Annotated in this window: 23 protein-coding genes; 16 read left to right on the forward strand and 7 right to left on the reverse strand. The window is 42.8% G+C overall.

All coding sequences use genetic code 11. The features are described 5' to 3' along the window. Positions 1-15 precede the first annotated feature (15 nt). From tsaA to ACRCA4_RS07050, 3 genes are all read left to right on the forward strand, one after another. A complete protein-coding gene (tsaA, locus tag ACRCA4_RS07040; RefSeq protein WP_433186138.1) occupies positions 16-723 on the forward strand; it encodes a tRNA (N6-threonylcarbamoyladenosine(37)-N6)-methyltransferase TrmO in 708 nt (235 codons plus the stop codon). After that, the gene (locus ACRCA4_RS07045; RefSeq protein ID WP_433186141.1) at positions 695-1,762 is read left to right on the forward strand and encodes a Kelch repeat-containing protein; all 1,068 of its coding nucleotides are present in this window, start codon (positions 695-697) and stop codon (positions 1,760-1,762) included. The genes tsaA and ACRCA4_RS07045 overlap by 29 nt, the downstream gene beginning before the upstream one ends. A 69-nt stretch (positions 1,763-1,831) precedes the next feature. Continuing rightward, a complete protein-coding gene (locus tag ACRCA4_RS07050) occupies positions 1,832-3,568 on the forward strand; it encodes a proline--tRNA ligase (RefSeq protein WP_433186145.1) in 1,737 nt (578 codons plus the stop codon). Between the two features lie 80 nt (positions 3,569-3,648). Here the strand turns inward: ACRCA4_RS07050 and ACRCA4_RS07055 are convergent, their stop codons facing one another. Continuing rightward, positions 3,649-5,082, reverse strand: a complete 1,434-nt coding sequence (locus ACRCA4_RS07055; RefSeq protein WP_433186148.1) for a sodium-dependent transporter — start codon at positions 5,080-5,082, stop codon at positions 3,649-3,651. A gap of 198 nt (positions 5,083-5,280) precedes the next feature. On the opposite strand from ACRCA4_RS07055, the gene ACRCA4_RS07060 reads away from it, so the two are divergent. Both ACRCA4_RS07060 and galE read left to right on the forward strand, forming a co-directional pair. Further along, a complete protein-coding gene (locus ACRCA4_RS07060) occupies positions 5,281-5,580 on the forward strand; it encodes a YciI family protein (protein ID WP_433186151.1) in 300 nt (99 codons plus the stop codon). 12 nt (positions 5,581-5,592) lie between these two features. Continuing rightward, on the forward strand, positions 5,593-6,606 hold the full coding sequence (galE, locus tag ACRCA4_RS07065) for a UDP-glucose 4-epimerase GalE (protein WP_433186153.1): 1,014 nt from the start codon (positions 5,593-5,595) through the stop codon (positions 6,604-6,606). Positions 6,607-6,731: 125 nt separating this feature from the next. On the opposite strand, the gene rluB is transcribed toward galE, so the two are convergent. The 5 genes from rluB to rnm form a co-directional block, all read right to left on the reverse strand. Beyond that, entirely contained in the window at positions 6,732-7,781 is a 1,050-nt protein-coding gene (rluB, locus tag ACRCA4_RS07070) for a 23S rRNA pseudouridine(2605) synthase RluB (protein WP_433186156.1), read from the reverse strand. Continuing rightward, on the reverse strand, positions 7,781-8,365 hold the full coding sequence (gene scpB / locus ACRCA4_RS07075) for an SMC-Scp complex subunit ScpB (RefSeq protein WP_433186159.1): 585 nt from the start codon (positions 8,363-8,365) through the stop codon (positions 7,781-7,783). Before scpB ends, rluB begins: the two co-directional genes overlap by 1 nt. After that, complete coding sequence (locus ACRCA4_RS07080; RefSeq protein ID WP_433186635.1) at positions 8,365-9,114, reverse strand: segregation and condensation protein A; 750 nt, start codon at positions 9,112-9,114, stop codon at positions 8,365-8,367. The genes scpB and ACRCA4_RS07080 overlap by 1 nt, the downstream gene beginning before the upstream one ends. 137 nt (positions 9,115-9,251) lie before the next feature. After that, entirely contained in the window at positions 9,252-9,872 is a 621-nt protein-coding gene (locus tag ACRCA4_RS07085; RefSeq protein ID WP_433186162.1) for an L-threonylcarbamoyladenylate synthase, read from the reverse strand. A 53-nt stretch (positions 9,873-9,925) separates the two neighbouring features. Next, positions 9,926-10,789 (reverse strand): RNase RNM, encoded by an 864-nt coding sequence (gene rnm, locus ACRCA4_RS07090; protein WP_433186165.1) that lies wholly within the window; start codon positions 10,787-10,789, stop codon positions 9,926-9,928. Between the two features lie 393 nt (positions 10,790-11,182). On the opposite strand from rnm, the gene ACRCA4_RS07095 reads away from it, so the two are divergent. The 8 genes from ACRCA4_RS07095 to hemH all read left to right on the forward strand — a co-directional run bounded on the left by ACRCA4_RS07095 (position 11,183) and on the right by hemH (position 19,846). After that, positions 11,183-12,823 carry an anthranilate synthase component 1 gene (locus tag ACRCA4_RS07095; protein ID WP_433186167.1) on the forward strand — a complete coding sequence of 547 codons (1,641 nt, stop codon included), beginning with the start codon at positions 11,183-11,185 and terminating at the stop codon, positions 12,821-12,823. Between the two features lie 3 nt (positions 12,824-12,826). Next, positions 12,827-13,417, forward strand: a complete 591-nt coding sequence (locus ACRCA4_RS07100; protein ID WP_433186170.1) for an aminodeoxychorismate/anthranilate synthase component II — start codon at positions 12,827-12,829, stop codon at positions 13,415-13,417. After that, positions 13,414-14,487, forward strand: coding sequence for an anthranilate phosphoribosyltransferase (trpD, locus tag ACRCA4_RS07105; protein WP_433186172.1), 1,074 nt, complete (start codon positions 13,414-13,416; stop codon positions 14,485-14,487). Before ACRCA4_RS07100 ends, trpD begins: the two co-directional genes overlap by 4 nt. After that, positions 14,474-15,886 carry a bifunctional indole-3-glycerol-phosphate synthase TrpC/phosphoribosylanthranilate isomerase TrpF gene (gene trpCF, locus ACRCA4_RS07110; protein WP_433186175.1) on the forward strand — a complete coding sequence of 471 codons (1,413 nt, stop codon included), beginning with the start codon at positions 14,474-14,476 and terminating at the stop codon, positions 15,884-15,886. The genes trpD and trpCF overlap by 14 nt, the downstream gene beginning before the upstream one ends. Further along, positions 15,879-17,078 (forward strand): tryptophan synthase subunit beta, encoded by a 1,200-nt coding sequence (gene trpB / locus ACRCA4_RS07115; RefSeq protein ID WP_433186178.1) that lies wholly within the window; start codon positions 15,879-15,881, stop codon positions 17,076-17,078. Before trpCF ends, trpB begins: the two co-directional genes overlap by 8 nt. A 2-nt stretch (positions 17,079-17,080) precedes the next feature. Beyond that, positions 17,081-17,881, forward strand: a complete 801-nt coding sequence (gene trpA / locus ACRCA4_RS07120; RefSeq protein ID WP_433186181.1) for a tryptophan synthase subunit alpha — start codon at positions 17,081-17,083, stop codon at positions 17,879-17,881. 141 nt (positions 17,882-18,022) lie between these two features. Then, positions 18,023-18,526 carry an FKBP-type peptidyl-prolyl cis-trans isomerase gene (locus tag ACRCA4_RS07125; protein ID WP_433186184.1) on the forward strand — a complete coding sequence of 168 codons (504 nt, stop codon included), beginning with the start codon at positions 18,023-18,025 and terminating at the stop codon, positions 18,524-18,526. Positions 18,527-18,763: 237 nt separating this feature from the next. After that, positions 18,764-19,846 carry a ferrochelatase gene (hemH, locus tag ACRCA4_RS07130; RefSeq protein WP_433186187.1) on the forward strand — a complete coding sequence of 361 codons (1,083 nt, stop codon included), beginning with the start codon at positions 18,764-18,766 and terminating at the stop codon, positions 19,844-19,846. Positions 19,847-19,881: 35 nt separating this feature from the next. Here hemH and ACRCA4_RS07135 read toward each other — a convergent pair whose 3' ends face one another. After that, complete coding sequence (locus tag ACRCA4_RS07135) at positions 19,882-20,481, reverse strand: HAD family hydrolase (RefSeq protein ID WP_433186189.1); 600 nt, start codon at positions 20,479-20,481, stop codon at positions 19,882-19,884. A gap of 205 nt (positions 20,482-20,686) precedes the next feature. On the opposite strand from ACRCA4_RS07135, the gene ACRCA4_RS07140 reads away from it, so the two are divergent. The 3 genes from ACRCA4_RS07140 (at position 20,687) to ACRCA4_RS07150 (ending at position 22,297) form a co-directional block, all read left to right on the forward strand. Then, positions 20,687-21,097: a YccF domain-containing protein gene (locus tag ACRCA4_RS07140; RefSeq protein WP_433186192.1), complete on the forward strand. Its 411-nt coding sequence runs from the start codon at positions 20,687-20,689 to the stop codon at positions 21,095-21,097. Between the two features lie 10 nt (positions 21,098-21,107). Next, complete coding sequence (locus ACRCA4_RS07145) at positions 21,108-21,485, forward strand: MGMT family protein (RefSeq protein WP_433186194.1); 378 nt, start codon at positions 21,108-21,110, stop codon at positions 21,483-21,485. 104 nt (positions 21,486-21,589) lie between these two features. Then, complete coding sequence (locus tag ACRCA4_RS07150) at positions 21,590-22,297, forward strand: YebC/PmpR family DNA-binding transcriptional regulator (RefSeq protein ID WP_433186196.1); 708 nt, start codon at positions 21,590-21,592, stop codon at positions 22,295-22,297. The last annotated feature ends 97 nt before the right edge of the window (positions 22,298-22,394 follow it).

Here is a 22,394-nt window from a genome sequence, read left to right on the forward strand (position 1 = left end):
ATTGTATAGGATCGCATGGATTCATTTCAGTTTAACGCTATTGGTTATATATCATCACCCTATAAACAAAAATTTGCTATTCCACGTCAGCCTGGCTTAATTGAAGAGGCGCGTGGAAGCTTAATTCTGCAAGCAGAATACAGTGATGAGACCATAGTTCGAGGCTTAGACAGCTTTAGTCATTTGTGGTTGGTATTTGTTTTTCACCAAACTGCAGATAAAGGCTGGTCGCCTATGGTTAGGCCGCCGCGTCTTGGCGGCAATGCCCGTAAAGGAGTCTTTGCCACTCGTGCTACTTTTAGGCCTAACCCTATTGGTTTATCTGTGGTAAAGTTTGAAGGCATTGAGCGAAAAAAAGATAAATTAATCATAAAATTAAGTGGAATCGATTTACTCGATGGCACACCTATTTTAGATATTAAACCTTATTTACCTTATGCCGACTCATTAGCCAATGCTGCTAGTGGTTTTGCTGATACTGCACCAGAAACGGCTATGCAAGTAAGTTTTTCTGAACAAGCCACCCTTTTTTGCCAGCAGCAACAACAATATCCTGACTTACAAGTTTTTATTGAAAAAGTGCTTAAGCAGGATCCACGACCATCTTATAAAAAATTACGTAGTGGTGAGCAACAATACGGTATGACCCTTTACCACTACAATATAAAATGGACCGTTAACGGAGAGCACAACCATGTTACTGAAATCCATCCGTTACCTTAGCGTAACCCTTGCCATCATCGGCAGCAGTGTTTGCCTCGCTCAAACTATCCCTGATTTGCCTGAGCCCGTTACCGGCAATGCTGTGGCAAGCACAACCATACGTGGCAAAACTTACATTGTAAGCATGTTAGGCCTTGCCCCTGGCAAGCAATATAATGACTTGCACAATCAGGTCTGGATGCATATTTTAGGTGACTTTAATTGGCAGCAATTACCCCCTGTGCCAAGCACCACTAAACTTAATGGTCGCGTTGCCGCAAGCGCGGTTGCTTTGAATAATAACTTTTTTATCTTTGGTGGTTATACTGTTAAAGCTGATGGCAGCAAAGAAACAGCACCTGATAGCTACCGACTTGATCCCATCACTAAACGTTATACTAAGCTGAATGATATCCCTGTTCCTGTTGATAGTAGCGTGGCTTTAGCTTACCAGAATCGTTATATTTATATTGTTAACGGCTGGAGCAATTATGGTAGCGTGAATTTAGTTCAAGTTTTTGATAACTTTACTCAACGTTGGTCACAGGCAACTCCCTTGCCAGGGCAAGGCCTATTTGGTTTAAGCGCTGCTATAATAGATAATAAAATGCTGGTATGTGATGGCCAAACATTAGCGTATTCTGCTGATAAAGCTCGTCAATACACCCCCTCGACAGCCTGCTATTTAGGTACTATTGCTCATGATGCCAATAACATAGATTGGCGCATTATTCCCCATCCTACAGGCGATGCTCGCTACCGTATGGCTGCAATTGCTACTACCGTAGGTAATGAAAAAGTTTTTGCTTTTATCGGCGGCAGTACAAGTGGCCACGACTATGCTGGCGTTAGCTTTAACCAAACACCGGCTGAGCCTAGCAATAAAGTATGGTTATATTCAGTTCATAAGCAGAAGTGGTTAAACGCAGAAAACAGCACCGCTATTATGGATTTAAATGGCTTAATTGATATTAATGGCAGTATCTATTCTGTTGGCGGTATGCAAGCTGAGCAACAAGTCAGTAACAAGTTGATAAAGCATCCCATTAAACTTCGTTAAGAGTAATAGAATTGCCTGCGATGGCTTGCTAGAATAGCGCTAATTTTTTCACTGCATATAGAGATCGCCATGCGCAGCAGCCAGTACTTACTATCAACCGTTAAAGAAACACCAGCAGATGCTGAAGTTATTAGTCATAAGCTTATGCTGCGTGCAGGTATGATCCGCCGCTTAGCTTCGGGCATGTACACCTACCTACCTACCGGGATCCGTGTTTTACGTAAAGTAGAGCAAATTGTCCGTGAAGAAATGAATAAAGCCGGTGCTATTGAGGTTTTAATGCCCATGGTACAGCCAGCTGAATTATGGCAAGAGTCTGGCCGTTGGGATAAAATGGACGCAGAATTATTGCGCTTTAAAGATCGCCATAACCGTGATTATGCTCTTGGCCCAACCCATGAAGAAGTGATTACCGATTTAGTTCGCCGTGAAGTCACAAGCTACAAGCAACTACCATTAAATTTGTTCCAAATTCAAACCAAGTTTCGTGACGAACGCCGGCCACGTTTTGGTGTAATGCGGGCACGCGAATTTTTAATGAAAGATGCTTATTCATTTCACTTAAGCCAAGAATGTTTGCAAAAAACCTATGATGCAATGTATCAAGCTTATTGTAATATTTTTAATCGTTTAGGCTTAAATTTCCGCCCTGTATTGGCTGATACTGGCGCCATAGGCGGCAGCATGTCTCATGAGTTTCATGTTTTAGCGGCATCAGGTGAAGACGCTATCGCCTTTTCTGATGGCAGTGATTACGCCGCTAATATTGAAATGGCCGAGGCTATAGCGCCAACGACAGAACGACCAGCACCTAGCCAAACGATGACAGAAGTCGCGACACCAAATGCTGGCACTGTCGCTGAGGTTGCACAATTATTAAATATTGCACCAAGCCAAATAGCAAAAACCCTTTTTGTCCATGCAGCTGAGACCGATGAGGAAACAACAAACACTGAGGTCAAACTTGTCGCCCTAGTATTACGCGGTGATCATGAATTAAATGAAATTAAAGCCGAAAAGCTGCCACAGATAAAAGCCCCTCTGCAATTTGCTACCGAACAAGAGCTAAATAACCTACTAGGTGCCAGTGCTGGCTCTGTAGGGCCGGTTGGCGTTGAAGTACCGGTTATTATCGATCGCAGTGTCGCTGTGCTAGCAGACTTTGTTGTAGGCGCGAATAAAGACGGTTACCACCTTACTGGGGTTAACTGGGATCGTGATATTAAAAATTATCAGCAAGCCGATATTCGCAATATTGTCGCAGGTGATCCTAGTCCTTGCGGTAAAGGCAACCTAGTGATTAAACGCGGCATTGAAGTAGGCCACATCTTCCAGCTAGGTGATACCTACTCTCAAGCGTTAAAAGCTGGCGTGCTTAATGAAGCTGGCAAGCATCAAATAATGACCATGGGGTGTTATGGTGTCGGTGTATCTCGCATTATTGCCGCCGCAATAGAGCAAAATCATGATGACAATGGCATTATTTGGCCAGACGCTATAGCACCTTTCCAAATTGCTTTAATTCCAATGAATATGCATAAATCAGTGCGGATAGAAGAAGCTACTACCGCGCTTTATAACCAATTAACGGCTGCTGGCTTTGAAGTCTTATTTGATGATCGCAAAGAACGCCCCGGCGTTATGTTTGCTGATATCGAGCTGATGGGCATTCCTCACAGTATTGTAATTGGTGAGCGTAACTTAGATAACCAGCAAATCGAATATAAAAACCGTCGCACCGGTGAAAAAGAGTTATTAAACATAGCGGATACCCTAGCAACCCTTCAGCAAAAGTTAGCTAAGTAACCTGTTATTTTTAATTAAACAAACATAAAAAAGGCAGCGAATTCGCTGCCTTTTTATATGGCTAAAAGTCATTTACTACATTAGTTAAATAAAAGATTATTACCAAAGAAGATAGTAGATACTGTATTAACAAAAATTACCGCTAAAATAAATGGAATAAAGGTCCCAAGCGAAAAGTTAATATACTTCTGTAAAAAAGAGCCAGCAAAACTATTATTACCTTGGCTTATTTCGGCATCTAAATTCACTTTTTTCCAACGATAAATAACAAATAAACACAGTAATAAACCATTTAACGGCAGTATCGTTTCATAAAAAATATCGTAGATTAAATCAAAAAAAGATTTATTAATTGGCAAGCCATTCGCACCCGCACCATAACTGGTTAAACTACTAAATACATCTACCCGGCCAAAGGATAAAGCACAGATAATCGCTAGTGCTATCATCAAGCCACCTAAGGTATATAAGGCAGTACGGCGACTCACACCTTTGCCATCCATTAAACTTGCCACTGGTACTTCAATAATTGACACTAAAGAAGTTAAGGCTGCAAAAAACACTAATAAAAAGAAAAAGCTAGCCACAAAAGATGCGCCTATATAGCCAATATCTGCTTGCATAGCTAAAAAGATTTTCGGTAAAAAGGTAAAAATCATACTAATACTAGATTCAGATAACTCACTCATCTGAATATCTGGATTAAATGAAAAAGCGGCAGGCAAAATTAATAAGCCTGAACAACAGGCAACTAATAACGATAAGCCCGCAACCATTTTACCCGCATGAACAATATTATTATTCTTTTGAATATAAGAGCCATAGGTCACTAAAATACCCATAGCTAAAGACAGCGAGAAAAAAGCTTGGGCTAGCGCGCCATTTAAAACCTGACCTGTCATTTTAGTAAAGTCGGGTATCAAGAAAAACTTCACCCCTAGCATGGCGTTATCCAAGGTTAAAACATAAGCCACTAAAATAATCAGCATCACAAACAGCATCGGCATTAATACCCTAGCGGCTTTTTCAATGCCTTGCTTCACGCCACCTTGTAAAATTAAGAAGGTTAAACCAACCACAATAGCCATATAAATAAAGAGTTCATTGCTATTGATAAAGCTACCAAAGCTATTTGGCGCCGCCAGCTCAGTTAATTGCCCCAGAGTCGACTTAGCTAAATAGCCAAAAATCCACACCGTGATCACTAAATAAAATACCGCTATCATAAAAGGTGTTAATACCGATAACCAACCCACACCGCGCCATGCAGCACTTTTACCTATTTCAGTATAAGCGCCTAACGGATTTTGCCGTGTGTGACGACCCAAACTCATTTCGGCTAGCATCACAGGCAAGCAGATAAAAAACACAAAAAAAGCATACATAATAAGAAATGCTGCACCACCGTTTTTACTGGCCATCACAGGGAAGGCAACTAAGTTACCAATCCCTACTGCTGACCCTGCTGCAGCTAATACAAAGCCGAGACTTGAGCTAAATTGTTCACGTTTCATTGCTACGCGGACTCCCTGAGTTTTTATTGTTAGAATACAATTTTTTATTGTGCTTTGCACAATAGCAGGCAAATGGCTCAAATCCTAGTGCCACACTGCTCCGATGGGTTTGATGGCTGCATTTTTTGTCATTGGTTTCAGTAAGCGCATCTGCTAAAGTTCCAGCTTCAATTTAAGTGCTTTAAAAGGTTTTTCTCTATGCTTTATATGATTTACTCTGAAGATGCAGCCAATAGTCTCGCTCAGCGCTTAGCTACTCGACCAGCGCATTTGGCTCGTTTAGAGCAATTAAAAGCGGAAAATAAATTATTTGTTGCCGGGCCACTCCCCGCTATCGACAGCAATGATCCCGGTAGCGCAGGTTTTACTGGATCCTTAGTGATAGCAGAATTTGCCAGCCTTGAGCAAGCACAAAGCTGGGCCGATGCCGACCCATACTTAGCTGCAGGCGTTTATGTAAAGTCGACTGTAAAACCATTTAAGAAAGTACTGCCATAAGGATTAAAAGGCATGGAATATATTTTACTCACCGGTGGCGCTGGCTACATTGGCAGCCATACTGCGTTAGAATTAGTCAATGCTGGCTTTAATGTTATTAGTTTTGATAACTACAGCAATAGCTCCACCGAAGCCTTAAATCGAGTACAACAGCTTACAGATAAAAAAATCATTAGCATTGAAGGGGATATTCGTGACCCTGAAGCTTTACGACAGTTATTTACTCATTATAAGGTTACAGCTGTTGTTCACTTTGCTGGTTTAAAAGCCGTTGGTGAGTCTACTCAATACCCACTGCATTACTATGATAATAATGTGACAGGCACAGTGACGCTATGCCAAGTTATGCGCGAGTTTAAGATTAAAAAGTTGGTATTTAGCTCATCAGCGACAGTATATGGTGATGCCAAGCAAGTACCAATCCCTGAAACTACACCGCGTTCAGCGACTAACCCTTATGGCCAAAGTAAGCTGATGATTGAGCATATTCTTGAAGATTTAGTTGCCGCAGAGCCTGACTGGGCTATTAGCCTATTGCGCTATTTTAACCCTGTGGGTGCCCATCATAGTGGCCGCATTGGTGAAGATCCTAACGGCATTCCTAATAATTTAATGCCTTTTATCTCGCAGGTAGCAGTAGGTAAGCGTGACCAGTTAAGTGTTTTTGGTAATAACTACCCCACCCCTGATGGCACAGGCGTACGCGATTATATTCATGTGGTAGATTTAGCCTTAGGCCATGTTAAAGCTTTGCAATACCTCAATAAAAATAACGGCATTACCGCGATTAATTTAGGCACGGGTGTCGGTTATAGTGTATTAGATATGGTAAACGCCTTTAGCCAAGTTAATAAGGTCGCAGTGCCTTATCAAATAGTGCCGCGTCGTCCTGGTGATATTGCTACTTGCTATGCCCAACCGGATAAAGCTGCAACCTTGCTAGGTTGGCGGGCTGAGAAAACACTAGAAGACATGGTGCGTGATAGCTGGCATTGGCAGTCAACTAATCCTAATGGCTATAACTAAAATTCTAGCTAATACTCTGCTTTTACTTTACAGACAAAACTAGTTTGCTTGATGTCCTGTACATAACCCTATGTACAGGACTAGCTTAATCAAGCTTGTTCCAGCTACAGCCACTTTAACTTATATTAACCTCTACCCTCGCGTGTTGGTTTTTTGCCAGTTGGTTTTCTAGGCGGCTTACGCGTAACAGGTGTTTTACCCGTAGTAGGCTTAGTGGGTCTTTGCCCTGGTTTTGCTACTGGCTTGCTGGGCTTAGATGCAGCCGGCTTTTCTGCTGCAGCAGGTTTATCGCCACGCTTAGATTCTGTTTTACTGGCAATTTGGTGCTTACGTACCGCACGTCTCATGCCTGCCATACGGCGGCGACGTTCATTGCGATCTTCAGGTTTAACTAAGCTTTGCTCTTCTAAAGGTAAGCTGACTAGCTTACGTAAATAGTTTACGTCTTCTAAGGCGTATTCAGCATATCCACCCGCAGGCAAATGTTTTGGTAACAATAAATCACCATAACGCACTCGTATTAATCGGTTGACCACAGTGCCTTGCGACTCCCACATCCGGCGTACTTCACGGTTACGGCCTTCGGTAAGCACAACATGAAACCAGCGGTTTAAACCTTCACCCGGTAGCGCTTTAATTTTCTTGAAATTAGCTTTACCGTCTTCTAATTCTACGCCCGTTCTTAAGCGTTGGATGATGGCATCGTTTACTTCACCAAATACCCGAACAGCGTATTCACGCTCAACTTCAAACCGTGGATGCATTAGCCTATTGGCTAGCTCGCCATCGGTAGTAAACAATAACAAGCCGGAGGTATTTATATCTAAGCGGCCAATGGCAATCCAGCGTGCCCCTTTAATATTAGGTAAGCGGCTAAATACCGTCGGTCTTCCTTCAGGATCAGTGCGTGAACATATTTCACCTTCAGGCTTATGATAAGCAATAACCCGGCAAATTTGCTCAGCTTTAGTGGTAATTTGTACCGGATGGCCATCAACCCGAATTTGTTGGGTCTCAGTAACTCGGTCACCTAAAACAGCAGGTTTCGTATCTACTGTTACTCGGCCACTGCTTATCCATTGTTCCATTTCTCGTCTTGAACCCACGCCTGCGCGAGCTAACACTTTTTGTAATTTTTCACCAACAACTTTTTTGCTTTTACTTTTTTCACTCATTAATGTATCTCCTCTGTCATCCCGACAGTGTCTGCTAAATCTATACTCATAGCCTGAAACTCAGGCAATTCGGGTAATTGGCTTAAATTTTGTAAGCCAAAATAATCTAAAAAAACATCGGTAGTAGCATAAAGACCAGGACGGCCAGGTACTTCTTTATGGCCCACTAGTTTCACCCACTCGCGATCAACTAAAGTACGCATAATCTGGCTGCTTACTGACACACCACGAATGTCTTCAATTTCCCCCCGAGTAATTGGCTGGCGATAAGCAATTAATGCTAAGGTTTCTAATACCGCCCGCGAATACCTAGGGGAGCGCTCTGGCCATAATCGCGCTAAATAATCACTTAACTCAGGTTTAGTTTGAAAACGATAACCCGACGCAGTTAAGTTTAAACTGACGCCACGGCCTGCGTAATCTGCAATAAGTTGCTCTAACACTGCGTTTAAGCGTTTTTTACTAACAGCTAAGCCTTCTAATACGGTTGCTTGCAGCTGAGCTGCGCTTAGTGGCTTATCTGCAGAGAAAATAGCCGCCTCAATTAATTGGGTTAATTGGGCATCATTAATTTTCGTCGCCATTATGCCTCACTTATTGCTAGTTTGACATGTATTTGCGCATAAGCTTCAACTTGAACAATGTCGATCCGCTTTTCTTTACTTAACTCTAATATAGCTAAAAAACTCACTACCACCCCAGTTCGGCCTTCACTAGGTTCAAAACAGGCACTAAAAGCTAAATAACCATTATGCTCTGCCAGTAAGGCTAATATTTGACTCATTCGTTCTCGGGTAGACAGGTTTTCACGCTTGATATGATGATGCTGAAAGTCTTTACTGCGTTTAACAATGTCTTTTAACGCTAAGGCTAAATCGGCTAGTTCAACATCAGGCAAAACCACTAAAGGCGCAAAATTGTCATCTAAACTGGCATTAGCGTTAAACCAATCTCGCTCATCACGGGGTAATTGATCCAGCTCTGTCGCAGCCTGCTTATAAATTTCGTACTCTTGTAAACGGCGGATCAACTCTGCCCTAGGGTCGGCTTCCTCGGCTTCTATATCGGTATGGCGAGGCAGTAACAAGCGCGACTTTATTTCCGCTAACATGGCGGCCATTACTAAATATTCAGCCGCTAACTCAAAGTTAAGCCCTTGCATTAGGTCGATATATTCCATGTATTGCAAGGTGATTTCGTTAACTGGTAAATCGACGATATCAAATTTATGTTTGCGTATAATATACAGCAGAAAATCCAGCGGTCCTTCAAAGGCATCTAATAATATTTCTAGCGCACCTGGTGGAATATAAAGATCATCCGGATGCTGCATCACCGCTTCGCCACGAACAAAAGCTAATGGCAAAGGCTGCTGTACTGTAAGCGTCTTTATAGTCTGAGGATTCTCTCCAAAAGAGCTTACAGTTGGCTTTTTGCCTGAATTTTCGTTCACAGTATTATTGACTGTTATTAGTTAAAAGGCGAAATATCACCACGGCCTTCACGCACGATAACCGGTCTATCTTCAGATAAATCGACCACTGTTGTTGGCTCTTCCCCAATAATGCCACCGTGCATAATTAAATCGACTTGCTTTTCAAGCTGAGAGCGCATTTCTTCAGGATCACTTTCAGCGAAACGTTGGCCGGGTAAAATTAAGCTGGTTGATAACATAGGCTCACCTAGCTCTTCTAATAAAGCCAGCGCGACCTTGTTCTCAGGTATGCGAATACCAATGGTTTTCTTTTTATCATTTAACAAACGTTTCGGCACTTCTTTGGTACCACGTAAAATAAAGGTATAAGCCCCTGGCGTATTATTTTTAATTAAACGAAAAGCGGTATTTTCTACCTTAGCATAGACTGACAATTCAGATAAATCGCGGCAAGTTAAGGTAAAGTCGTGATCACCACTTATTTGTCTAATTTGTATAATACGCTCCATAGCGCCTTTGTTACCTACCGCGCAGCCTAAAGCATAGCCACTGTCTGTTGGATAAATAACAACACCGCCTTGCCTAATTATTTGCACGGCTTGTTTTAACAATCTCTGTTGTGGATTGTCAGGATGAATATGAAAAAATTGGCTCATAGTTACTCTACTTTCGTTCTATTTTTAATTTTTAGCAAAGGGGCTAATGAAAATTAATTGCTTAAATTCCCTTTTGCCGTTTGTGCTAACGGCCAATGATGCCAAACAGGAAGCACATCGTCAGGTAAATATAGGTTTTTTCCCAGCTCATTCCAAGTTGTTGGCTGATGAAAGTCTGATCCCACAGAAGCTGAAAAGCCATGCTGTTGGCATAAGGCCCATAAATCTCGGCGTTGTTGTGGGGTTTGCTGGGGGGAAATAATCTCAACGGCATCGCCCTTAGCCGCAGCAAAATCGGCTAATAAACGCTTTAACCATTTAGTGTTTATTTTATATTTGAGTGGATGCGCCAGCACGGCTTCTCCGCCCGCGGCTTGGATCCACTGCACCGCTTGGGCCATCTCAACCCAGCTATTTGGTACATAGCCAATTTTGCCTCGGCCTAAAAACTTCTTAAACACATTATTCATACTACTGGCTTGACCAATATTCACCAAATGTCGAGCAAAGTGTGTTCGAGTTAGGGCTGCACCGTTAGCAAGTGCTAACACCGCTGGCAATACATCCGGAATATTACTTTTAGCTAAACGACGCGCCATCTCTTCAGCCCGCTCTAATCGGCGTTGCTGCTGACTGGCTAGCTGCTGCAAAAAACATGCATTTGTTGGGTCAATATTTAAACCAACAATATGAATTTCAAAGTTTTGCCAACTTGTTGAAATTTCAACACCATTTATCAGTTGCAACGGCAATTGTTGCTTAGAAATGCTCTCTTTAGCTTCAGCAAGCCCAGCAACAGTATCATGATCGGTAATGGCTAACGCATCTACGCCTTTATCCACGGCGCGAATAACTAACTCAGTAGGCGAAAGCACACCGTCGGAACAAAAAGTATGGCTGTGTAAATCAATTTTCATCTGCACCTCAAATTATGCCTTATTGTCGCACAGCTACCACTAAGCACAAAATAAGCGATGCCTATTTTCACCAAAACAGGCTTAAAAATGGTTTTTATTGCATTTTTTTAACTTTTTTCTAAGTAAAGTCTTGACGCACTAGCCCGTTTTGCGGTTTGATGTTGGCAACTTAACTCATACTGATGTAATTACTAATGCAATTTACAACAAGCTTAACCTTAATCAATTGGTGGTGGCACATTCCCAACGGGCGTGTGTAAGGCGTTGTATTCGCTGTAATTACCTGAAGCCCGTTTTCGCAAGAAGCGGGCTTTTTTATATGTCCGCGTCAGCAAAAAACAATCACTTTAGAAAAACTATTAAAGCTGTTGATAATTAAGGACATAATAAAAAATGATTTTTAGCCACATAACCCAAGTAAGCGGCGAAGTAGCCAGTATGACGCTGCCGGTTCCTTACCCTAAGGATGTATTAAGCCGCTTCCAGCAACTTAGTGCCAGCAGCCATTATTCTATGCTGCTTGAGTCGGCTGAAATTGACAGTAAAAATAGTGTTAAAAGCATAATGCTACTTGATGCCGCCTTACGCATAGAATGCAATGGCTTACAGGTAGCAATCACGGCAGTAAGTGCTAATGGCCAAAGTTTACTGCCCTATTTAGCCGAGAAACTGAAGCCCTTAGCGCAAACCCTATTAAGCCCTAAACTACTGCAACTTACCTTTAGCCAACCCGATCCGCTGTTAGAAGAAAACCTACGCTTATTACAACCGAATCCTTTTAGTGCTCTGCGTTTAATTCAGCAACAATTACGATGTCATTCAGATGAAGCTTATGCCGTGTTTTTAGGGGGGGCTATAAGCTATGACATGGTGGCTACCGTTGAGCAATTACCCGATGTGCCTATGGCAGAAAACCAATGTCCAGACTATGTATTTTATTTAGCAGAAACCTTGCTAGTGCTTGATCATAAAACTAAGCAAAGCCGGCTTATTGGTAATGTTTTTTGTGGCGAGCAAGCGCCAACCAACTGTTTTACTATTGGCAACCGTCTGGAGCAATTTAAACAACTCTTAACTAGCCCATTAGCCACGGCTTCTAAGGCCACTTCTGATAAAGCTATAAACCCAGAGGTTAACGTGGATATCAGCGATGAAACTTTTATGGCTCAAGTAGAGCAATTAAAACAGCGCATCGTCGCCGGCGATATTTTTCAAGTAGTCCCCTCTCGCTGTTTTAGCCTAGCCTGCCCCAATCCATTTGCCGCTTACGCTAAGTTAAAGCAACAAAACCCCAGCCCTTATATGTTTTATTTGCAAGATGCCGCTTTTACTTTATTTGGCGCATCGCCTGAGTCGGCTCTTAAATATGAGCAAAGTAACCGCCAAGTTGAAATTTACCCTATCGCTGGCACGCGACGCCGTGGTTTTGCCGCTGATGGCAGTATAGATCACGACCTAGATAGCCGAATTGAATTAGAGCTACGCCAAGACGAAAAAGAAAAAGCCGAACATCTGATGCTCGTTGATTTAGCCCGTAATGATGTTGCCAGAATAAGCGTTGCCGGGAGTCGCTATGTTAAAGAGTTACTTAAGGTTGACCGTTACTCTTATGTTATGCACTTAGTTTCTCGCGTTATTGGCACCTTAAAACCTGAGCTAGACGCCTTACATGCTTATCAGGCTTGCATGAATATGGGCACTTTAGTGGGTGCGCCTAAAGTTAAAGCCGCTGAGTTAATTCGTGGCGTAGAAGGCAAGCGCCGAGGCAGTTATGGCGGGGCTGTTGGTTATTTAACCGGTAATGGCGACTTTGATAGTTGCATTGTTATTCGCTCTGCTTATGTTGCTAATAATACCGCTTATATTCAAGCCGGTGCTGGTGTCGTGTTCGACTCTGTACCACAAGATGAAGCCAACGAAACCCGCAGTAAAGCTCAAGCGGTAATTAATGCCATTTTAAGTGCTCATGCCACAACATCAGCCCCCGTCACCACATCAAACACAGCAGCAACTAGTTCAGCACTTGAGGTATAAATTATGAGCATTATTTACTTACTGGATAATATCGACTCCTTTAGTTACAACTTAGTCGATGAATTTGCTCAACTGGGCTTTACCGTTAGACTGTACAGAAACACCGTACCAGCGGCTTATATTTACCAGCAAATGCAAGCTGAAACCGATAAGGTGTTATTAGTATTATCTCCAGGCCCGGGCAGCCCAGCTAAAGCCGGTTGTATGCCTGAATTAATTAAGCTCTGCGCCGGTGATATTCCAATACTAGGCATTTGCTTAGGTCATCAAGCCATAGTTGAGCACTTTGGTGGAACCGTCGGCTGTGCAGGTGAAACAATTCATGGCAAAACGTCTGCCATCTCATTGATTGAACATACTGTTTTTGCCAACTTACCTAATCCTTTTACCGTTGCCCGTTATCACTCATTAATGGCAACAGAGCTACCTAATGCCTTAACCTTGTTAGCTAGCGAGCGCCATATTCCCATGGCGGTAATTAACGAAGAGCAGCGTATGCTGGGCTTTCAATTTCATCCCGAATCTATTTTAACTACTTTAGGCAAGCCGCTTTTACAGCAAAGCATTGCGTATTTATTACGGAGCCAAGCATGAGTCAGTCTGTTTTAGCCGCGGTAAAAGCGCCAATAAACCCAACAGGTCATTCAACTGTGTTAGATTTAGTCCAGCACAGCTTAACTGGCCAGTCACTTAGCTTTGAGCAAGCCGAGCAGTTTTTTACTGCTGTCGTTAAAGGCGAAGTTGAGCCGATACATTTAACTGCTTTATTAGTCGCGCTGAAAATGCGCGGTGAAACAGCAGCTGAAATTGCCGGCGCTGCCAGTGCGATGCGGCAAACTGCCCTTAAACTACCCGAGCGAATTAGCCCTAGTATAGATTGCTGTGGCACAGGGGGAGATGGCAGCGATAGCATTAATATTTCAACTACCGCCGCTATTGTCGCCGCGGCTATGGGGATGTCGGTAATTAAACATGGTAATCGCAGTGTGTCATCGCGCTCAGGCTCTGCCGATTTACTGGAACAATTGGGCGTTAATATTGCCATGACACCACAGCAAGCTGCGACTAGCTTAAAGCAAAGTCGTTGCAGCTTCTTATTTGCCCCCCAGTATCATGCTGGCATTAAGCACGCTATGCCGGTACGTAATAGTTTAAAAAGCCGGACTATTTTTAATTTGTTAGGGCCTTTAGTTAATCCAGCTTGTCCTGATTTTCAATTACTTGGCGTTTATGATGCCAAGTTATGTAACGTCATGGCCGAGGCCTTGCAGCAGCTTGGTGTAAAGCGCGCTTGGGTAGTGCATGGTAGTGGTTGTGACGAAATAGCCCTGCATGGCCCAACAACAGTATCAGAGTTACACCAAGGTGAAATTCGTCAATTTACCTTAACGCCTCGTGATTTTGGTTTAGCCACAACCCCATTAAGCGAGCTAGCAGGTGGTGAACCGGCCGAAAATGCTGCGGCAACCTTAGCTATATTACAAGGCCAAGGCGCAGCTGCTCATAATCAGGCAGTTGCTGTTAATGTTGCCGCTATGATGAAAATTACTGGCTTAGGCGATGATTTAATAGCTAATACAAAACAAGTTTTACAGTTGCTACAAACCAAGCAAGCCTACAACACCCTGCAACAGTTTAAGGAAGTAAGCCATGACCATAAGTAATGAGGCTATGCCTAACGTTTTAGCCAACATTATTGAGCATAAAAAAGGCGAAGTGGCGGCATTAAAGCAGCAAAAGCCATTACCAAGCTTTAAAATTCAGTTAGTCCCTAGCCAACATGATTTTTTAGCTGCGTTACAACAAGTTGGGCCAAGGTTTATTTTAGAATGTAAAAAAGCCTCGCCGTCTAAGGGCTTGATTCGTCCTGACTTCGACTTGCAGCAATTAGCTGACGTTTACAGTCAATATGCCGATTGTATTTCAGTATTAACAGATGAGACGTTCTTTCAAGGCAACTATGACTACCTAGCCACTATGCGAGCTTTAGTAAATAAGCCGTTATTACATAAAGACTTTATTATTGATAGCTATCAAATTTATTTAGGCCGACACTGTGGCGCTGATGCCGTATTGCTGATGTTATCGGTGTTAGATGATGCCGAATATAGCGAATTAGCCGCTGTGGCTAAATCACTGAACATGACGGTTTTAACCGAGGTCAGTAATAAAGAAGAAACCTTGCGAGCCGTCGCATTAAATGCCGAATTAATTGGCATCAATAACCGTGATTTACGCAGCTTAGATACCAATTTAAATACCAGCTTCGAGCTAGCAAAGCTTATCCCCACGGGAGTAACTGTTGTATCAGAATCTGGCATTTATACTAACCAGCAAGTACGTCGCTTATCACAAGTGGCCGATGCTTTTTTAGTTGGCAGCTCATTAATGGCGCAAGCGAATTTAGCCCAAGCGACGCGTGATCTCGTATTAGGCGAGCATAAAATTTGTGGTTTAACCCAAGCTGAAGCCGCCAAAGCAGCCTACGCTGCAGGCGCTAAATATGGCGGCTTTATTTTTTATCCTGCATCAGCGCGTGCGGTTACTTTGCAACAAGCCATACAAATTAGGCAGGCGGCGCCGTTATGTTATGTCGGTGTTTTTGTCAATGCTGATGTTGCACAAGTTGCCAACCATGCCCAGCAGTTAAACCTAAGTGCTGTGCAATTACATGGCGATGAAACGGACGATTACATTCAACAACTTAAACCTTTATTACCCGCCAACTGTGAAATTTGGCAGGCCTATAGAATTAAAGACAGCTTACCGCAGTTTAGCCGCTTAATAGGCCATAGCCTTGATAGAGTCTTGCTAGATAGCTTTCACCCAACACAGCAAGGCGGCAGTGGCCTGCGTTTTGATTGGGCTTTATTGCAACAGCAATTACCAACGATCCCAATAATGTTAGCGGGCGGTTTAAATGCCGACAATGTCACTGATGCCTTAAAGCTAGAGGTTGCAGGCTTAGATTTTAATTCCGGTTTAGAAACCGCGCCTGGCATTAAAGACACTAACAAAATTCAGTCAACTTTTATCCAGATCAGAGAATTTATTTATGAGTGAGTTAAAACTTAATCCGTATTTTGGTGAATACGGCGGTATGTTTGTACCGCAATTATTAGTGCCAGCTTTAAAGCAGCTAGAGCAAGCTTTTGTTGACGCCCAACAAGATCCTGAGTTTCAGGCTGAATTTCAACAGTTACTCACTCATTATGCCGGCCGACCAACCCCTCTAACTTTATGCCGGAATATTTCGCCTAATCCGTTAGTGAAAATTTATTTAAAGCGGGAAGATCTCCTGCATGGTGGCGCCCATAAAACTAATCAGGTATTAGGCCAAGCCTTATTAACCAAGCGGATGGGTAAAAAACAGGTAATAGCAGAAACCGGGGCCGGCCAACATGGCGTCGCCACCGCATTAGCTTGCGCCTTACTAGGCTTAAGTTGTCGCATTTATATGGGCGCTAAAGATATAGAGCGCCAGCAGCCTAACGTGTTTCGCATGAAGTTAATGGGCGCAACTGTCATTCCAGTTACTAGCGGCTCTGGCACCTTAAAAGATGCCGTGAACGAAGCCATGCGTGATTGGTCAGCTAATTACGCAACCGCGCATTACTTGTTAGGCACTGCCGCTGGGCCACATCCGTTTCCGACTATTGTTCGGGAATACCAAAAAATGATTGGTGAAGAAGCCAAGCAGCAAATAGTAAAAGCCGAAGGGAAATTACCTGATGCTGTTATTGCTTGTGTTGGCGGTGGCTCTAACGCCATTGGCATCTTCAATGACTTTATAAAAGAAACAGATGTTGCCTTAATTGGCGTTGAACCTGGCGGTAAAGGCATAACCACTCATCAGCATGGCGCAGCACTTAGCACCGGTAGCTACGGCATTTTACATGGCGCTTATACTGCTATTATGCAAACCGCAGATGGCCAAATTGAAGAGTCTTACTCTATTTCAGCTGGTTTAGACTATCCAGCCGTTGGCCCACAACATACCCATTTAAAACAAACCGGCCGTGCCAGCTATATTGCTATTAATGATGATGAAGCCTTAGCTGCCTTTCAATTACTCGCGAACAAAGAAGGCATTATTCCAGCCTTAGAAAGCTCGCATGCACTAGCTCAGGCATTAAAAATGGCAACAACAGCAACCGAGCCAACCGTATTATTGGTCAACTTATCAGGGCGTGGCGATAAAGACTTAAGCCATGTTCATAGCATCTTGCAACAAAGTGGCCAGCAAGGAGAATAACCATGAAGCGTTACCAGCAGATGTTTGATCAATTAAATAAACAACAGCAAGGCGCCTTTGTGCCTTTTATTACTATTGGTGATCCTGGCCCAGATTTATCTTTTGCGATAATTAAAACCTTAATTGATGCCGGTGCCGATGCCTTAGAGCTAGGCATCCCCTTTTCTGATCCTATTGCCGATGGCCCAACAATTCAAAGCGCCAATATTCGTGCTTTAGCCGCAGGTGTTACGCCCGCAATATGTTTTGATATTATCGCTAAGGTACGCGCCTACAGCCCGAATATCCCTATTGGTTTGTTGCTGTATTCTAATTTAGTCATGGCCCGTGGCATTGATAACTTTTATAGCCAAGCCGCAGCGGCCGGTGTTGACTCAGTGCTGATTGCCGATGTGCCTTTGCATGAAAGTAAGCCCTTTCGCCAAGCAGCTATTAAACACAATATAGCGCCAATTTATATAGTACCACCTAATATTGACGATGAAGACTTACGGCAAATTGCCTCTTATGGTCGTGGCTATACCTATTTACTTAGCCGCGCTGGTGTCACTGGCACTGAAACGGTAGCCGCTATGCCTACAGATGAACTTATAACCCGCATACGCAGTTATAACCCTGCTCCGCCTTTATTGGGCTTTGGTATTTCTACGCCAGCGCATGTTAAAGCGGCACTTAACAGCGGCGCAGCGGGTGCGATTTCTGGCTCGGCTATTGTCAAACTCATTGAGCAACATCCACAGCAACCTGCCGAATTACGCTTAGCCTTACAGCAATTTGTTAGCAGCATGAAAGCGGCAACCTAGTTTAGGCGGCTAATTTAAAAACGCGGCTTAAACCTGTTTAAGCCGCACTTTTAACCTAGCTTAAAGTTCCTTTTATAAAAGCTATCGACCTTTGCCATTAACAGCGGGATAATAGGCTTTTTATTATGAGCAGAGCACATTATGCAAATTAGCAAAGATACCGTCGTTCAATTCCACTATGTCTTATCTGATATTACTTCAGGCCAGAAAGTTGAATTAGAAAACTCGAACAAAAAATCTAACAGTGATGGTCCTTTATTGTATTTACACGGCCACCAACAAATGTTGGCCGCATTAGAGCAAGCCATGGAAGGTAAGCAAGCAGGTGATGAGTTAGATATTAATTTAACACCTGAGCAAGCCTATGGTGAGCGTGATAAAAATGCCATACAAAGTGTCCAAGTAAAACACTTAATGGGCGCAAAAAAATGGAAAGTGGGTATGACTGCGGTGGTGCAAACCGAGCATGGCCAACGCCAAGTGACAATTGTAAAAATGGGTATGTTTAAAGCCGATGTTGATACTAATCACCCGCTAGCCGGCAAAAGCTTAAACTTTTTAATCAATATTACTTCTGTACGCCCAGCCACCACAGAAGAGTTAGCCCATGGCCATGCCCACGGTGAAGGCGGCCATAATCACTAAAAGTAAAATAGCCTTACAACACTATGAAAGTTCATTTCATAGTGTTGTCTTGTTCTAGAGCATACTTATCCCAAGCTTAAACTGTTAAGATCACGGTAATTATTTATATAAGTAAACTTTTTGGCCAGTTTAAACGTACTGTGTAAGTATTCTATTTTATTAAGCCTCATCTTTTGGCTTCTTATCTGCTAGCTTAAGTTAATAGCAGTTTACTTTAACAAGAGTCTAATAATTACTATGCGCTATATTAATACCACTCAGTTCGATCATCAGCAGCCCGATAAAGTAGGCGTTTTAATCACCAATTTAGGCACACCAGATGCGCCAACTAAACCGGCCTTAAAACGCTATTTAAAGCAATTTTTATCGGATCCTCGGGTAGTTGAGGTGCCTAGGTTAATTTGGTGGTTTGTCTTAAATTGCGTTATTTTACAAATACGGCCAAAGCGCTCGGCTAAGGCTTATGCCACCGTGTTTACCGAACAAGGTTCACCATTATTATTTCATACTCAAGCTCAAGCAGAGGCGCTTGCCACTAAGTTTTCTCAAGCGGGCCGTGATGATATTGTGGTTGATTTTGCTATGCGTTATGGCAATCCCAGCATAGAGTCGGTATTAGATAACATGTTTAAACAAGGCGTGCGTAAATTAGTGGTACTGCCGTTATATCCACAATACTCAGCCTCTACCTCAGCTTCTACCTTTGATGCCATCGCTGAAAATTTTGTTAAGCGTCGCTGGCTGCCCGATCTTCGTTTTGTTTCACACTATGCTGATTATAAGCCCTTTATTGCCGCTGCTGCAGCCCATATTCAACGCCACTGGCAGCAACATGGCAAAGCTGACAAGCTTATTTTTTCTTATCATGGTATTCCTAAGCGCTACTTAACTAATGGCGATCCTTACCACTGCCAATGTTATAAAACCTCGCGTTTAATTGCCGAGCAATTAGGCCTTAGCGCCGACCAATATCTCACTACCTTTCAGTCACGGTTTGGCCGTGAAGAATGGTTAAAGCCTTACACCGATGAAACCTTAAAAAGCTTACCCGCTACTGGCGTTAACGCCGTGCAAATATTTTGCCCTGGCTTCTCTGCTGACTGCTTAGAAACGCTAGAAGAAATAGCAGAAGAAAATAAAGAGTACTTTTTACAAGCAGGTGGCCAGCGCTATGAATATATTAGCGCTCTAAATGCCGAGCCTGAGCATATTGATGCGTTATATCAATTAATTAATGACAATATTCAAGGCTGGCACTTTAGCCCTGACTTAAACCGAGCACAGCGTGCTAAGCAAGTTATGGATGATAAAAATTACTAAGTTAACTCTGCTAAGTTACCGCAATTAAGCACAAACTAAGTTGTAAATGCCGCTCTAAGCTGGTCAAAATGCGCAATAGTCCAAGTGGCTTCTGCGCTAAAATGTTGGTTAGTGCTATTTAAAAATAAACAAGATGGCATGCCGGCATTTGCGGCAGCTTGTAAGTCATAAATATAATCGCCCACATACAAGATCTGCTCTGGGGCTAGCTGCAACTGCTGTGCTATATGTAATAAGCCTGCAGGATCTGGCTTAGCAGCGAAGTCATCACGTGTTACTACTAGCTCAATAGGTATGGCCAGACGTTGCATGGTTAGCTCGGTTGCTTGGCGCATATTACGCGTAAATAATGCTAAGGGTATATTGGCAGAAGTAAGCGCTTGTAAACATTCTTCTGCACCTGGGATCCACGTTGCTAAAGCCGCACCAGCCATTTCGTGTTGATAAATAACATCTAATGCGGTTTGATAAAGCTTAGGATCTTCGGTTTGCGCTAACCGCTCTAGCAAGGGCGTTCCCACTGGCCAACCAATAGCTTGGCAAATCGCAGCAAAGTCTAATGCTGAATCAACTAAGGTGCCATCTAAATCGAAAGCTACAGCCTTGATTTGCTGTTGCATTTGCTTAATATCCAAGTTATTGCCTTTATAATTTAGCCAAAAAACTCAGCCAAGTAATAATTTTTATTTGTTTAAGTGGTTAATTTTACTAAAAATAGGTCTAATTAGCACAACATAAAATCTTATCATTTATAGTTGATTGATTTATAACAATAAAATTATGGCGTAACTTTTGCCTTATTTATGCTTTAATCAAGATACACAATTAACGGAGCAAGCAATGGGCTTATTTAGATTACTTTTTAACTTACTTTGGTTTATTTTAGGCGGTTTTTTTATGGGCCTAATGTGGTGGTTTATCGGTATTTTATGCTTTATCAGTATTATTGGTATTCCATACGGCCGCTCTTGCTTTGTAATTGGTGAAATGGCTTTTTGGCCCTTTGGCCAAGAAGCGATAAACCGTAGTTATGTTAATCAGCGCCATGATATTGGCACGGGCACCTTAGGTACTATTGGCAATATTATTTGGTTTTTAGTCTTTGGTATCTGGTTAGCTATAGGCCATTTAGGTTCGGCATTGGCGTGCTTTTTAACCATTATCGGCATTCCTTTTGGTATTCAGCATATCAAATTAGCCCTACTTACTTTAGCTCCTGTGGGCAAAACTGTCGTACCTCGGCGCATGTAAAGCTGTCGCTATGGTAACCATTAACAAGCCATCAAATGCAGCCAGTTTAGCTGCTAATCCAAAATATCACCGTATTTGGCAAACTGTGCTGCAGATCCCTAAAGGTAACGTTGCCAGCTATGGTCAAATTGCTGACTTAACAGGGCTACCTGGCCGCGCAAGGTTAGTAGGCAAAGCGTTAAGCTCTAGCCCCTCTAATCTGGCCTTGCCCTGGCATAGGGTAATTCGCAGTGATCGCCAACTTGCTTTTGCCATAGGCACAGCAACCGCACTAAAACAGCAACAACGGCTAGCAGAAGAAGGCGTACTTGTTATAAATAATCGGGTTAAAAAATCTGATTTCTGGCAGCCTAACTTAGCTGAGTTACTGCACCAATTGCAGTATTAACCTTGAAAAAAATGCTTGAGCTACACTCTTTTTTATTGCGTTAAAAGCCTGCAATTCGCTAGACTAGCGCCCTACTTACGACTAACAAAAATAGGATCAAAATTATGGGCGCTCAGTGGAAAGCCAAACATAAGCTAGATGCCGCTAATGCGAAAGGCCGCATTTTTACCAAACTGGCAAAAGAAATTGCCGTTGCTGCACGAAATGGCGCCGATCCTGATATGAACGCAAAATTACGCTCAGCCATTGATGCAGCAAAAAAAGCGTCAATGCCTAAAGATACTCTAGAGCGAGCCATTAAAAAAGGTGCCGGCTTATTAGATGGCCCAGCGAACTATGAAACTGTTGTTTATGAAGGCTTTGCCCCTCATCAGGTGCCTGTTATTGTTGAATGCTTAACCGACAACAAAAACCGTAGCGCTATGAGTATGCGTATTTTATTTCGCAAAGGCCAATTAGCCACCTCTGGTGCAGTTTCTTGGGACTTTAAACACCTAGGCCAAATAGAGGCCACGCCAACCAGTCCAGATGCCGATGCTGAATTAGCGGCTATTGAAGCTGGCGCTCAAGATTTTGAAGACGGTGATGATGGCGATATGGTGTTTTTAACCGAGGCGGCAGATTTAGACTTAGTTAGTAAAGCCTTGCCTGAATTTGGCTTTAGCGTAAATACAGCTCGGTTAGTTTATCGCGCCAACAATCCAGTTACTTTAACTGACGAAGATGCCCTAGCTGAAGTAGAAGCTTTTTTAGACGCTATTGATGCAGATGACGACGTTCAGCACGTTTATGCCGGTATTAGCGGCGAATAACCGCACCAAATTGCTTTTATCTTTTAGATAAAAATAAAAAAAGGCCCTATTCAATGAATAGGGCCTTTTTGTTCGCCATTAAATACTAGCTCTTTGG

The sequence above is a fragment of the Rheinheimera sp. WS51 genome (genome assembly GCF_050936095.1).
Taxonomy (GTDB): domain Bacteria; phylum Pseudomonadota; class Gammaproteobacteria; order Enterobacterales; family Alteromonadaceae; genus Alishewanella.